At 65.0% G+C, this 14,054-nt stretch carries 9 protein-coding genes and 1 tRNA gene; 6 read left to right on the top strand and 4 right to left on the bottom strand.

Annotation, left to right across the window (positions count from 1 at the left end):
* Window positions 1-58 precede the first annotated feature (58 nt).
* Window positions 59-2,659: a DNA polymerase III subunit gamma/tau gene (gene dnaX / locus DWV48_RS01760; protein ID WP_199588832.1), complete on the bottom strand. Its 2,601-nt coding sequence runs from the start codon at window positions 2,657-2,659 to the stop codon at window positions 59-61.
* A 49-nt stretch (window positions 2,660-2,708) separates the two neighbouring features.
* Entirely contained in the window at window positions 2,709-2,894 is a 186-nt protein-coding gene (locus DWV48_RS01755; RefSeq protein WP_118653043.1) for a hypothetical protein, read from the bottom strand.
* A 509-nt stretch (window positions 2,895-3,403) separates the two neighbouring features.
* On the opposite strand from DWV48_RS01755, the gene DWV48_RS01750 reads away from it, so the two are divergent.
* The 6 genes from DWV48_RS01750 (at window position 3,404) to pknB (ending at window position 13,204) form a co-directional block, all read left to right on the top strand.
* Window positions 3,404-5,314 carry a serine/threonine-protein kinase gene (locus tag DWV48_RS01750; protein ID WP_158574792.1) on the top strand — a complete coding sequence of 637 codons (1,911 nt, stop codon included), beginning with the start codon at window positions 3,404-3,406 and terminating at the stop codon, window positions 5,312-5,314.
* The gene (locus DWV48_RS01745) at window positions 5,311-6,315 is read left to right on the top strand and encodes a DUF3662 and FHA domain-containing protein (RefSeq protein ID WP_118652836.1); all 1,005 of its coding nucleotides are present in this window, start codon (window positions 5,311-5,313) and stop codon (window positions 6,313-6,315) included. The genes DWV48_RS01750 and DWV48_RS01745 overlap by 4 nt, the downstream gene beginning before the upstream one ends.
* Window positions 6,316-6,317: 2 nt before the next feature.
* A complete protein-coding gene (locus DWV48_RS01740) occupies window positions 6,318-6,731 on the top strand; it encodes an FHA domain-containing protein (RefSeq protein ID WP_118652834.1) in 414 nt (137 codons plus the stop codon).
* On the top strand, window positions 6,728-8,377 hold the full coding sequence (locus DWV48_RS01735) for a Stp1/IreP family PP2C-type Ser/Thr phosphatase (protein WP_118652832.1): 1,650 nt from the start codon (window positions 6,728-6,730) through the stop codon (window positions 8,375-8,377). Before DWV48_RS01740 ends, DWV48_RS01735 begins: the two co-directional genes overlap by 4 nt.
* Window positions 8,378-11,197, top strand: a complete 2,820-nt coding sequence (locus DWV48_RS01730; RefSeq protein WP_118652830.1) for an FtsW/RodA/SpoVE family cell cycle protein — start codon at window positions 8,378-8,380, stop codon at window positions 11,195-11,197.
* A gap of 75 nt (window positions 11,198-11,272) precedes the next feature.
* Window positions 11,273-13,204: a Stk1 family PASTA domain-containing Ser/Thr kinase gene (gene pknB, locus DWV48_RS01725; RefSeq protein WP_118652828.1), complete on the top strand. Its 1,932-nt coding sequence runs from the start codon at window positions 11,273-11,275 to the stop codon at window positions 13,202-13,204.
* A gap of 196 nt (window positions 13,205-13,400) precedes the next feature.
* Here pknB and DWV48_RS01720 read toward each other — a convergent pair.
* Window positions 13,401-13,476, bottom strand: a tRNA-Arg gene (locus DWV48_RS01720).
* Between the two features lie 118 nt (window positions 13,477-13,594).
* Window positions 13,595-13,975, bottom strand: a complete 381-nt coding sequence (locus DWV48_RS01715; RefSeq protein ID WP_118652826.1) for a DUF956 family protein — start codon at window positions 13,973-13,975, stop codon at window positions 13,595-13,597.
* Window positions 13,976-14,054 lie beyond the last annotated feature (79 nt).

The following is a 14,054-nucleotide window of genomic DNA, read 5'->3' as shown; positions in this document are numbered from 1 at the left end:
GACGAATCCACCCTCGCAGCATGAGTGCCTTAGCTGCAGGACAACCCCGGCGACCGAACTACTTGAAGACGACGTTGCCCCAGATGTTCTGGAGCACCTCTTTCGCGTCGACGGCATCGGCAGCGGGTGCAGAGGCGGCGTCGCCGGCGGCGGGAGCGGTAGCCGCGGGCGTCCGAGCTGCGGCGGGCCGCCCAGATGTCGCGGAGGCGGCGGGCTGCGCGGGTGCCGTGGGCTGCGCGGGTGCCGCGGGCTGCGCGGGAACGTCGAACGGCGGCAGCTCATCCTCATCGGCATACGAGGCTATCGTCGCGTCGTCGTACGGGACCTGCTCATCTTCCCACGCCCTACGGTCGGCCTCGATGTCGCGTTCGGGCAAGACGGTGGGACCACTCACCTGGTCGACCGTCTGCGCGGACTGAGCAGATGCCGGCTGCGCCGAGACATCGGTCCTGCCCTGAACAGGAGCCGACGCGGGCTGCGCGGCCGACACCGCCCGCGGGGCGGCGACAACGGGCGCCACCTGCTGGGCAGGCGCGGTCTGGCGGGCGGGGGCGGTGGAGGCGCTCTCCGCAGCGGGAGCCGAGGGGGCAGCAGGGGCCGGCGCCTGAGCCGGCGCGGCCTGGACGGTCGCCGTGCCCTGCGTCGCCGCCGGAGCGGATGCGGCCTTTGGCGCCGGCGCGTCTCCGGGGCCGCCCTCCATCACGTACGTCACCGAACGCTTGCCGAACACCTGGCAGATGATGGGCATGACCAGTTGCGCCGAATCGGGCCGGGTGATCATCTTGAGCGCAAAGGTTGAACCCTTGGGGAATTCAATCGTAAGCGTCTCGCCGTCATCGCTCACCGCGCGAGAGCTCTGCAGCAAGCCACCGCGAGAGGGCTGCTCTGCCGTGACGCGCTTGACCGCATCCGCCCAACGACGCTGCAGTTCGCCGGCGTCAGCGGCAGGGGGCGTGACGGCGCATGAAGCCATGTGGAGCTGGGACTCGGCGGAGACGGTCGCCTTTGCTGAGGGAGCACCAGTCGCCGACGCCTCAGACGAGCTCATGCTTGCACCAGGCACCTGGGTCGCAACGGGTGCCGTGCGACCTGAAACCGAGCAAGCAGTCGCACCAGGCTCGGGATTTGTCGAGTAGGCTGGGGCGGGCGAGCACGATGTCTCAACAGCGGTGGGACGAACCTGGGCGGACGCCGAATTCGCAGTGGGCGACGCGGCAACAGCGGGTTCCGGATTCGCAGCGGGTACCGCAGCAGCAGGGGGCACCGGTGTCGCAGCGGGTGCCGCAGCCGATGCCGTGACAGGATCGGGGGCCGGTCCCGAGGCAGCGGCTTGGGCGCCGGTCCTCTGGCCTCGCCCCATAGCCGCCGCTGGCATCGCTCCACGCGTGGGCGCAACGCCGCCCTTAGCTGGCGCCGCCTGCGCGGCAGGCCTTGTCCCCGTCATCGAGGCAAGCTGCCCTGCCCCCATCGGCGTACTCGGAACACCGGCGGCAATCTGGGCCTCCAATCGCGCGATGCGCTCGGCTAGGGCTTCCAGCGTCAAGTCGGACTCGGGACGAGCGAGCCTTGTGAGGGCTATCTCCAGGACCAAGCGCGGATCGGAGGCACTGCGCATCTCGAGGGCCGCATCGTCAAGAACGGTCAACGCGCGAGCAAGGCGATCGGCACTCCCAAACAGGCGGGCCTCCTCCACCAGCGCGGCGACCTCCTCCGGCGTCCCATCGAACAGCTCCGTCTTGGGGCCAGCGATCGCTGCGGTATAGACATCGCGCATGTGCGCCACCAGGTCGCGCGTGAGCTCCAGCAGGTCATTACCCTCATCGACCTGGACACGAACCAGCCCGAACAGGCCGACGGTGTCGCGCACGGCCATCTTGCAGGCAAACTCGGCGAGGACCGTCGACGCGACTTCGCCCAGCAGGGCGCGGGCGTCGTCCGCACGTACCGAGCCATCGCCGAATACCGAGAGCTGCTCGAGCGTGGACAGGGCGTCGCGCATGCCTCCGCGTGCGTGCTTTGCCACAATATCGAGGGCCTCATCGTCAAAGACAAAACCCTCCCGCTCGCAGATATACCGCAAACGTCCCACGATATCCTCGTTCGAGATACGGTGGAAATCAAAGCGCTGGCACCGCGAGAGAATGGTTTCCAAGATCTTTTGCGGATCGGTGGTGCATAGCACGAAGATCACGTGGCTCGGCGGCTCCTCGAGCGTCTTGAGCAACGCGTTGAACGCCGCCGTCGTGAGCATGTGGACCTCGTCGATGATGTAGACCTTGTACGCGCCGCGCACAGGCGCAAAGCTCACCGAGTTGATGATCTCCTCACGCACGTTGTCGACGCCCGTGCGGCTCGCGGCGTCCAGCTCATACACATCGGGGTGGGTTCCCGCCGCGATGGCCTCGCACTCGGGACACGTGCCGTCCGGCATGCAGCCCGAGGCGCCCTGCGCACGGGCGGCGTCGGACTTCTCGCACAGTAGAGCCTTGGCGAGGATGCGCGCCATGGTGGTCTTGCCGGTACCACGCGGCCCACAGAACAAGTACGCATGGGAAAGACGACCCTCGGCCACCGCGTGCTCAAGGGTGGAGACGATATGTTGCTGGCCAACCACGCTTTCGAACGTGAGTGGACGGTACTTCCTGTACAGCGACTCCATAAGGTGCCTCCTTTACGGCGTTTCGGGCACAGACACGCAAGCGACGAGGCTACAGCCCGTGTTCGACAAGACGACAATCGATCTCCTTTAAGGTCGACCGAATCGCGAAGAGTTGTTTGTATGTGGCGGATTTTACCCTGTTCTCCGCGCGAAGCTTCTCCATATGACGAGCCGTCTCGTCCAGCTCACGCCGCACATCGGCAGCGAACTGGTCAAACGCCGTCAGTCGATCCATGTTCTCCACGCAAGGCGCCCCCTTCTCTCCCCTTTTACCTCCCCGCTCGCGAGCGCAGGACGGACGCGGCGACGGCACGGGTGGGGCTCGACCCGCTGATGATGAATCGCTCCATCAATCATACCGTCTTGCGTCCGCGCGGGTGCCCAGGGGCGCAGCGGCGGCCCCGCCGAGGAGGCGCATGCCCGATATCGGGCGATTTTGTAACGAGTTTGCCGCGGGGTCGAGTAGACGCCTGTTTCGGCTTCCTGCGAGCTGGGGTTTTGTTGTTCAAAACGCCCGTCTACTCGGGGCGTTCGGATTCTCGTTACAAAATCGCCCGATTCCGGGCACTCCCGCATGGTGGAACGGATACTCCCGCCTGCACGCGTGGTAAAATTCGACCTACATCAACCGGCCACGGCCGTGAACGCAGCTCAAACGCACCAAGGATGGCCATGCCGCTATTCTCCCCACACAGATCGCCCCGATCCGGGGCAGGAACACCCGCATCTCACGGGCCCACCGCGGTGCCCGGCGCCAAAGCGGGCTATCCCGCGAGCGACCACGCGGGCAATGGGTTTACACCCGGCGGGGCACCACTGTCGCAGCGCCACGGACTCGGCGGCGTGCACGTTGCCCCGCCGCCCCCGGCGGGGTCCGCCGCATCCGCCCTGCTTAAGCGCTATCGCCCCCTGCAAACACGTGCGGCGGGCGGCTTTGGCAGTGTCGAGATCTGCCTCGACGGGCGCCTGCAGCGCCGCGTCGCCATTAAACGCATGCCGCTCGCCTCCCCCTACAACCGCGTCTCCACCGAAACCACCGCGACCGCGCTGGCCGAGGCCCGTACTGCGAGCATGCTCCAGCACCCCAACATCGTGCAGGTCATCGATTTCACCTACGACAGCGCCTATGCCTACCTGGTCATGGAGTACGTCGACGGCATGAGCCTCGAGGAGTTCCTCGCGCAGGTCGACGGTCACTCACTCACGTACGATGAGGCGGCCTGCATTGCCGATGCCCTCGTCCAGGCGCTGTCCTTCGCGCACGAGAACGGCGTACTCCACCTCGACATCAAGCCGGCGAACGTGCTTATCGACCACAGCGGCCACGTCAAGCTGGCCGATTTTGGCATGGCAACACTCGCGAGCGCCGCGGGGTTCGGCGGAGCGCGCGGCGGCACCATTGGCTACATGCCCCCCGAGCAACTCAACGGCGAGGTCGTGGACGAGCGCAGCGACATATTCGCCCTCGCGTCCGTGCTCTACGAATCGCTCTGCGCCGCGACCCCATTCCGGGCGGGCACGCCGGCGGACTCCCTCGCGAACATCGAAAAGGGCGTGATCTACCCCAGCGACCTGCTCCCCGACATCCCCGAATCCGCTGAGGACGCGTTGCTTTGCGCCCTCGCGCCCAACGCCTGCGACCGCATGGCGGACGTGGGTGAGTTCGGTGACCTCTTTTTGGCCAGCTTGGGGAACCCGCGCGAGGGACGTCGAAGTCTGGCGCGCATCATCGCCCGCCTGACCTCGGACGAAGAAGAGGAGCAAGGGGGCGAGACGCAAGAGGCGGCTCGCGCCTGGGAGCTCGATCCCGCAGAAGGATACCTGGGCAGCCGCACACCCCGCGCGCGGTTTTACGCGCTCGGGGCGATCAGCGGAGCCGCAGTCGCGGTAACGTCCTGGACGCTCCTGGGCGACTTGGGGATCGCCGACCCACTTGTACGCGCGCTCACCGCAATGGGCATAGGCGCCGGCGCGGCGCTCGCCCCGCAGATTGGATCGGCTCTCGCCGCGGGCGGCTGGCTCATGCTTATCCTAAACAACACGCCCCTGCTCTCGGTGCTGCCCGTCGCCATCCTTTCGTTTGCCCTGTTCAGCGCTTGGTGGCTCGTGTGGGGCCGTCTGCAGCCCGCCTCCTCCATGGCGTTCACCGTTGCCGCGGCATGCACGCTGACCTGCGGGAGCACCTTGTTCGCAGCGCCCGTCGTGGTTGCGCTCGCCGCGTTCTTCCTTGCGCCCGCCCACGCCGCCACATCCACCGCCTGTGGCCTTGCGTTCGCGCGCCTCCTTATCGCCGCGCACGTCGCCGGCGGCGCACTGCCCCTCGACATGGCCGCACGAGCCCTGTTCTCCCTCGAGTTCCTCATCCCCGCCGCAGGCTTCTCGGCGGCTGCCGCCGGTGCGGGCTGGATGCTCGAACGCATATGCCAGGCGCGACAAGACAGCCGCTCTACCAGCCTCACAACCATCCTGTACCTGCTGCTTCCCGTGGTTTCCGTTGTGTTGCGCTATCTTGCACAGCCTATGGAAATTGCCAGCGTGCCGCCCCTCGAGGTCGCCGAGGCTGTGGGACTTGGGTGCCTATCCTCTATAATCGTTTGGATATGCGTGTATTTGCTTGGATACAAACGAGAAACCCCGGAAGGTGATCGCTCGTGAACTTCCTGAATATCTTCGAGGACCGCGTTGCCGGCATTTTTGGCGCAGCGCAAGCTCCGTTCTCTTTTAAGAAGCTCGCCAAGCAGGCGGCTCGCGAGATGGAGGACCAGACGCTCGTGATCAACGGCGTGGACACCGCACCCGCGTTGTACACCGTCCTCATCTCCGCCGACGACGACCCGCTGCTCGCACCGTACTACGCGCAGCTCGCACGCGAGGTTTCCGAATTCGTGAAGGCGCAGGCCGAGAAGAAGCGCTACCGCTTTTCGGGCTCCCCACTCGTCCGCTTTATGATCGACCCGTCCCTCAAGGCGGGCAAGTTCTCCGTGTTCGCCGAAAACGTGGACGCCCCCACCCTCGCCCGCCTCTATGAAGAGGAGCGTGCGTTCCTCAACGGGGGGAAGCAGGGCGGCGCGAATGCGTTCGGATCCAGGACTCCGGCCCCATCCCCCGTTTCGCAACCCGCGCTGTCACCGCTCGCCGCCGACGCCGAGATGGGTGCTTCCGCGGCCGCCGGGATCGCGGGGCAACCCGACCCGTTCGCAGCCGACTCGCCTGTGCCCGACCCGCTCGCGGCCCCCATTCCCGTTCCCAAAACCATGACGCGCGAGCAGATCGCCGGCCTGGGCGGCGCTGCAGCCGCAACCGGTGCTGCCGGGGTTGCCGCAGCGGCAGCTGGGGCGCACATGGCGCCGTCCCGTCCTTCCGCGCCCGCCCGTCCGCTCGCCCAGCTCGTGGACGTGGTGACCGGCGACACGTACGAGATCACGAGCGCCCGAGCCACCGTGGGCCGCGAGCGCTCCGTTGCCGATGTGGTCCTGCGCGACCCCAACGTCAGCCGCAGCCACGCCCAGCTCGCCTTCACCGGAAGCGACTGGTCCATCGAGGACCTTGGCTCCACCAATGGCACGCTCGTCAACAACCGCCGTGTCTCGCGCTGCCCGCTGCGCACCGGCGACCTGCTGACCTTTGGCCTCAGCACCTTCGAGTTTAGGGGCTAGCCGTGATTGACATCTTCCTGTTCGCGGGGCGCATCGTCCTCATCGTGTTGCTCTACATCTTCCTGTTCGCCGTCATGAAGACCGGCGTGGGACTGGTGCGCGGCCAGCGTCGCGACTCCGCCATTTGGACCATCGACGTCGACAAGGGCCCGCGCGGCATCCGCGGCATCCACATGGACATCCTCGGCCCCGTCATCGTGGGCCGCTCCCCCAGCTCGGACATCTGCGTGAACGAGCCCTTTGTCTCGGCGAGCCATGCGCGTTTTTCGCTGCAGGGGCCCGCGCTCGTGATCGAGGACCTCAACTCGCTCAACGGCACGCTCGTGAATGGACGCGCGCTCAAGGAGCCCGCCACCCTGCGCGAGGGCGATGAGGTCCAAATCGGAGACGTGGTCATGAAGGTGAATCGCCGATGACCGACGAGCGGGACTACACTTCACGCGGGGTGGGCGAAGTGTTTGACGAAGAGCTCCCCCGCGAGCCCTTGGGTGCTCACGCCGAGCCAGCCATGCCCGCTGCCGCTCCAGCCCCAGCTGCTCCGGCCGTCCCCGTGACCCCCGCTCCGGCCCCCGTCGCGACTCCCGCCCACGCCGCGCCCGGATCCTTCGAGTCCATCACGGAGCCCGAAGAAGAGCCCGAACCTGTCTACCCATTTGAACCGGCAACCGATACGGCCCCGGAGACACCCGCCCCCATCGAGGCGATCCCCGACCCCACCGCTCCCACCTCCCCCGAGGACACGGCAGAGATCGACATCACCGCCGTCGAGGCACAGCTGAACGACCCGGGCTCGACGCAGAGCTTCGAGCCCATCACCGATGATCTCGTGAACACTGACGAGACTTTTGACGCCGGGACCTCTTCTATGCTCATGTGGGGTGCCAGGTCCGATGTTGGATGCGTGCGCAATCACAACGAGGACTCTTACCTTGTGGCCTCGCCGCTCTTCTGCGTCTGCGACGGTATGGGTGGCCACGCCGCCGGCGAGGTGGCGAGCGCCATCGCCGTCGAGACCATTGCCAAAACCGGCCCCAAAACAGCCGACGCCGCCCAGCTCGGAGCCGCCATCGAAGCCGCCAACGCCGCCATCATCGAAGCCGCGGTGAACGGCATAGGTCGCCCGGGCATGGGCTGCACGGCAACCGCCGCGGTCATCGACGGCACCACGTTGGCCATCGCGCATGTGGGCGACTCCCGCGCCTACCTACTCCACGAGGGAACGCTCATCCGCGTCACGCGTGACCACTCATATGTCGAGGAGCTCGTGGACGCCGGCGAGATTACCGCCGACGAGGCTCGTGTGCACCCCAATCGCTCGGTCATCACCCGCGCACTCGGTAGCGATCCCGCCATGTACGCGGACCACTTCACCTTGAACGTCGAGGAGGGCGACCGGCTCATCCTGTGCTCGGACGGCCTTTCGAGCATGATTCCCGACGGCGAGATCGAACGTGTGGCGCAGCAGAGCTCCACCGCGCAGATCTGCACCGACAACCTCGTCGACGCCGCGCTCGCGGCCGGCGGCGGCGACAACGTGACCGTCGTCGTGGTGGACATCACCGACGACGGGCGTATTCGCGAGCTCGCCCGCAAGCACCGCCGCGTGATGACCCTCTCGCTCATCGGATTGCTGCTCGCAATCGTCATCATCGCCGGGGTCTCGTTTATCTCGATCACCAAATCGGTGTATCTGGGCGTCAAGGATGACGCAGTCGCCATTTACACCGGTGTCCCCGGCAAAATCTTGGGACTCAAGCTCCATTGGCTTGAGGACGAGACCTCAATTAAGCTGAGCGACCTGCCAGAAGACACGCAAAATCGCCTGCGCGAGGGCATTCCGCAAAAGAGCCTTGAGAACGCTGCGGACGCCGTGGACAACTACCGCGAGCAAATTGACGAGTCCAAAGCCAAGGCCCTCGCCGATGCGCGGGCAATCGGCCTTGACGCGCAATACGGTGCCGAAGGGGACGGCGCAAGCGGTCCCGCCGACGCCTTGGGGTCGAGCGACCCCGCCGATTCTGTAGCCCCCACTAGCACATCAACCGAGGGAGGTGCCGCGTAAATGAGTCGCCGCACGACCGAATTGCTCCTGCTCATAGCCGCCGCGTTCCCCGTGACGCTGCTCTACGCCCTCTATGTGGTCAACGCGGGCGCCGCGCTCTCGTTCCAAACGCTCGCCGTACCGCTCGGCCTCTTTGCCGCCTTTGCCGCCGCCCATATTGGCGTTCGATTCTTCGCCCCGGGCGCCGACCCCGCGCTGTTACCCATCGTGTTCGCACTCTCGGGCATTGGCATCACGTTCGTCACCAGGCTCGAGCCCAGCGCGGCCATGGGTCAGATCGTCTTCCTGTTCGTGGGTGTCGCGCTCATGGTGGGCACACTCGCGCTCGTCAAGAACCTCGAGGTCGTCAGCCGCTACAAATACGCACTCGGTGCCATCGGCATTGTGCTGCTCGTATTGCCCATGCTCATTGGTACCGAAATCTACGGCTCCAAACTGTGGATAAAGATTGGCAGCTTCCAGTTCCAGCCCGGTGAGTTCGCCAAGGTGTTCATCGTCCTGTTCCTAGCGGGCTACCTCGCAGAGAACCGCGAGCTGCTCTCCATCTCCAACCGCACCGTACTCGGCATCAAGCTCCCGCGGATTCGCTTGCTGTACCCCCTGTTCATCGTGTGGGGCATTTGCCTTCTGGTGGTGGCATTCGAACGCGACCTGGGCAGCGCGCTGCTGTTTTACACGGTCTTCCTCATCATGCTCTACGTTGCCACGGGGCGCGTCTCCTACGTGCTCATAGGCCTCGTGCTCTTGGCCGTGGGCGCGTTCGGTATGTACCACATCATGAGCCATGTGCAGGTGCGCGTAGCCATATGGCTCGACCCGTTCAAAGACGCCCAGAACATGGGCTTCCAAATTGTGCAGGCGCTCTACTCGCTCGCCGATGGAGGCCTGTTCGGTGTGGGAATCGGCAAAGGCCTGGGCGGCGACACCATTCCCGTCGTGGCATCCGATATGATCTTCGCCGCCATCGGCGAGGAGATGGGCCTGCTCGGCGGCGTCGCGGTGCTCCTGCTGTTCATGCTCTTCGCCGTGCGCGGCCTCACTACCGCGGCGCGCGCCAAATCCGACCTCGCCGCGTTCTCCGCCGCCGGCCTCACCGCGGCCGTCTCGTTCCAAGCCTTCACCATCGTGGGCGGCGTGACCAAGCTCATCCCGCTCACGGGCGTCACCCTGCCCTTCATGAGCCAGGGCGGCTCCTCGCTGCTCGCGAGCTTTGTGATTGTGGCGCTCCTGCTGCGCGCAGGCGACGAGGCGACAGGGCGTTCCACCGAGATTGCCAACACGAGCACCGACCTGGCAACCGCCGGCTATCGCGTGACTGCGCGTGGATCCCATGTGCGTCGCCCGGGCCTCGATACGCCCGAGAGCGGCCTGTTGGGCCGCGTGGCCCTTGCCAACCGCCTCACCCGCACAGTACTGCTGTTCACCGCCCTGTTTGCCGTGCTCATTGGCAACATCACCTATATCCAGGTGTTCAAGGCGTCTGAGTATCAGAACATGCCCAGCAACAACCACACCATCACCAAGGCGCGCTACATCAAGCGCGGCTCCATCATTACCTCCGACGGGCTCACGCTTGCCGAATCCATCCAGCAGGAAGATGGCACGTACGTGCGCTCCTACCCCAACGGCAACCTTGCCGCCCATGCCGTGGGCTATTACTCGCAGCAGTACGGCAGCTCGGGCGTCGAGGCTTCGCAAGACGAGACGCTTACCGGCTCCAAGGATTACTCGAGCTGGCAAAACGCCCTCAACTCCCTTGCCGGCATTACGCAGCCCGGCAACTCCGTGCAGCTCACGATAGACTCGCGTATCCAGGTCGCCGCTGAGCAGGCACTCGCCGGGCGCAAGGGAGCCATCGTCGTGCTCGACCCCCGCACGGGCGCCGTCTTGGCCTGGGCGAGCGCCCCGGCGTACAACAATACGGATATCCAGGCGGCCATCGAGTCCGCCAACGCCAGCGGCGGTGCCGATACCTCCATGTTCGACCGCGCTACGCAGGCTCTCTACACCCCTGGCTCCACGTTCAAGGCGGTCACGCTGGCGGCGGCGCTCGAGAACGGCGTCGCAACGCTCCAGTCCACCTACAACAGCCCCGGGCGCCTCGAAATCGGTGGTGCAGACGTTGTGAGCGTGAATGAAGTCGGGTACGGAAACATCACGCTCGACCGAGCCTTCGCCGTCTCGTCCAACACGGTCTTTGGCCAGGTTGCCGAGCAGGTAGGGGCAGATCGACTCGTGGCCACCGCAGCGGCATTTGGGTACGGCCAGAGCCTGGGTATCGACTTCTCCACCGTCGCCTCCGTCATGCCCGATCCCTCGGAGATGACCGAATGGGAGCTCGCATGGGCAGGCGCCGGCCAGCCGGTTGGCCAGGGACACACGCCCGGCCCGCAAACCACGGTCATGCAGAATGCCGTCATCGCCGCCGCGATCGCCAACGACGGCATCGCCATGAACCCCTATGTGGTCGGCCAAGTGCTCGCATCCGACGGAACGGTCATCAAGACCACGCGGACGCGCTCGCTCGGCCAGGCCGTGAGTAGCGACACCGCTGCCAAGATCAGGCAGGCCATGCTCGATGTCGTCCAAAACGGCAGTGGATCTGCGGCCAGCATCGCCGGCGTCAAGGTCGCCGGTAAGACCGGTACGGCGGAGACCAACAGCAGCACCCCCAACTCGACGTTCATCGGGTTCGCGCCATACGACACGCCCACGCTCGCAATCTCGCTCGTCCTAGAGGAGACCACCGAGAACGAGGCGACCGCCGCAGCCGCTGCGGGACAAGTCCTGCGCGCGGCACTCGCGGCCCAGAGCTCGTAACGTATTCGCCCACCCACGGGCCCAAGTGAGGTAACGATTTCCGCTTTGCGGATAGGATGATGAGGAGTTTGACAGATGGCAGAGGTACAGCGCGTCCTCGGAGGCAGATACCTGCTCAAGGACAAAGTAGGCAACGGAGGCATGGCAAGCGTCTATCGCGCACAAGACCAGGTGCTCGACCGCACGGTGGCAGTCAAGATCATGCTGCCCCAATACGCTGGCGATGCCACGTTCGCGGCGCGCTTCAAGCAGGAGGCTCAGGCTGCGGCCGGACTGCAGAGCCCCTATATCGTGGGCGTATACGACTGGGGCAAGGACGGCGACACGTACTACATCGTCATGGAGTACCTACGCGGCACCGATCTCAAGAGCGGCGTGCGCAGCCATGGCGCCCTTGACCCCAAGAAGGTCGCCCAAATTGGCTCCCAAATCTGCGGGGCACTCTCCGTCGCCCATAAGCACGAGATAATCCACCGCGACATCAAGCCGCAGAATATCATGGTGCTGCCCGACGGCAACATCAAGGTGATGGACTTTGGCATCGCCCGCGCCAAGAACAGCCACCTCACCCAGGACAACAACGTGCTGGGCACGGCCCACTACGTCTCGCCCGAGCAGACGCGCGGCCAGGAGCTCGGCCCCACGAGCGACATCTACTCCCTCGGCGTGGTGATGTACGAGTGCGCTACCGGCCGCGTTCCCTTTGACGGCGACGACGCCATCTCCGTTGCGCTCAAGCAGGTCAACGAGCTTCCGGTCCCCCCTTCGCAGATCAACCCCGGCGTAGACCCGGCACTTGAGCGCATCATCCTCAAGTGCATGGAAAAAGATCCTGCCGCCCGCTTCCAAACGGCAGACGAGCTCCGCGAGGTCCTCAACGCCTACGCCGCCGGTCGTGCCGTCGACGTGGCCGAGCCCACGCGTGTCATCGCGGGCGCCGTTCCCATGAACGGCATGGGTGCCACCGAGACGCGCGTGATGAACGATGCCACGCAGGCAATGGCGAGGCCCGCCGCAGGCGCCACCTCGGCCAGCCCCCGAGTTTCTACCCAAAACGGTGGCAGGAGCGCGTCCTACGAGGAGTCCAAGAGCAACAAGGGCAAGATTGCGGCAATCGTGGTCGGCGCCATCGCCGTCATCGGCATCGCCGTATTCCTCGCCTCCAGCCTGTTCGGCGGCGGCAAGATGGTCACCGTTCCCAACGTGATCAACTACACCAAGGAAGATGCGGAATCGACGCTCGAGAAGGCTGGTTTTAAGGTCGAGTACGGCAATCCGGTGACTGACGAGGAGATCGAAGAGGACCACGTGGTCGACCAGACGCCCGACGGCAACCGCGAGGCCAAGGAGGGCTCTACGGTCAAACTGACGCTCTCCAAGGGCCCCGAGCCCGTCACGCAGGTTGAGGTTCCCAACCTTACCGACATGACGCGCGAGGAGGCCGAGGCGGCGCTCAAGGCGCTCAACCTCAAATGCCAGGTACACGAGGAGGCCAACGACGCCGACAAGGGCAAGGTCTTCAAGCAGGGCACGAACACCGGCGAGATGGTCGACGAGGGCTCCACGATCGAGATCTGGGTCTCCACCGGTCCCGACACCGTTGAGGTCCCGAGCATCACCGGCTACAACGAGTACGACGCCAAGGCAGCGCTCGATGAGGCGGGGCTGAGCTACAACTTCACCTCCGAGTACAGCGACTCCGTGAGCAAAGGGCTTGTGGTTAGCTTCAACCCCGGTGGCAACGTTGCCCCCGGCACCACCATCACGGTCGTTCTCTCCAAGGGCCCCCAGCCCACCGAGAAGGTCAACGCCCCCTACTATGTGGGCGAGTACGCCTCAACTGCCATCAAGGACCTTAAGGCTCTTGGCTTTGTGGTGACCGTGAACGGCCCGCAAGACGGCGTGGTGACCGCCCAGTCCGCCTCCGGCTCGCTCGATAAGGGCTCCAGTATCACGCTGACCACCCAAGCTCAGCAGTCCGGCGGCGATACCGGGTCTGAAGATTAACGCACGCCACGCGAACGGAAAACGCGCTTGGGGATTGAGCCCCAAGCGCGTTTTTTTATCTCGACCAGTGCTGTGGGCTTTGGAACGGGCCTCCCGTTTCGAGCCCCACTCCCCACGCTTGCTCAGCGTGATCAGGTATTCCGTATGGGAAAAATCAGGCCAGAGGAGATACGTCCTCTGGCCTGCTATTTCTCAATGGTGCCCCCGATACGATTCGAACGTACGACACCCGCTTTAGGAGAGCGGTGCTCTATCCCCTGAGCTACGGAGGCATTGCCATGTGTGCGGCGACCGTACCTAAAACCCGTAAAGCGTCAATCCGGGCTTACCGGAAACGATCGGGCGGGCCGGACGGCACCGGCCGAGTCGCAAAAGCGCACTCTCGATATTCTAGCGGTTTTTGCGGAACAGTGACAGCACGCCACGCTTGATCACGTCAAAGAAGCTCAAAGAACGCAGCAATTTCTCCTCCGGGACATGCTCGCGCATGGCCCGAAGCGTCGCCTTGTTGTCTCGCGTCGAGAACGAGAAGCCCGACTCGCTGCCGTGTACGAAGATAGCGAAACGCGCGATCTTCTTGCCCCCGAACATGACGGACGCCGCCACGCGATCGATCTCGTCCCAGGGAATCTGAATGTAGTCCTCGGGGTTGCGCTCGTTGTAGAACTCGAAGGCCTTGTTCCCCAGCATCACGTTTCCGTATGTGGCCATACCGTGAAACGATGTGGCGTGCTCGGTGTAATAGACGGAGCTGTTCTGCGACTGCGCCATCTTGGTCCCCTCTCCTCTTCGCGCTATTGAAAACGCGCCTGCCACCGATGGTAGACCATGGTAGCAGGCGCGAATTTAG

This window comes from Collinsella sp. AF08-23 (assembly GCF_003479805.1).
GTDB lineage: Bacteria > Actinomycetota > Coriobacteriia > Coriobacteriales > Coriobacteriaceae > Collinsella.
This window is presented reverse-complemented; position numbering and strand designations above follow the sequence as displayed.

Excerpts from the sequence above, each read along its gene's own strand:
- DWV48_RS01730 (WP_118652830.1), top strand. The coding sequence starts at position 8,378 with ATGAGTCGCCGCACGACCGAATTGCTCCTGCTCATAGCCGCCGCGTTC.
- pknB (WP_118652828.1), top strand. The coding sequence starts at position 11,273 with ATGGCAGAGGTACAGCGCGTCCTCGGAGGCAGATACCTGCTCAAGGAC.
- DWV48_RS01715 (WP_118652826.1), bottom strand. The coding sequence starts at position 13,975 with ATGGCGCAGTCGCAGAACAGCTCCGTCTATTACACCGAGCACGCCACA.
- DWV48_RS01735 (WP_118652832.1), top strand. The coding sequence starts at position 6,728 with ATGACCGACGAGCGGGACTACACTTCACGCGGGGTGGGCGAAGTGTTT.
- DWV48_RS01755 (WP_118653043.1), bottom strand. The coding sequence starts at position 2,894 with ATGGATCGACTGACGGCGTTTGACCAGTTCGCTGCCGATGTGCGGCGT.
- dnaX (WP_199588832.1), bottom strand. The coding sequence starts at position 2,659 with ATGGAGTCGCTGTACAGGAAGTACCGTCCACTCACGTTCGAAAGCGTG.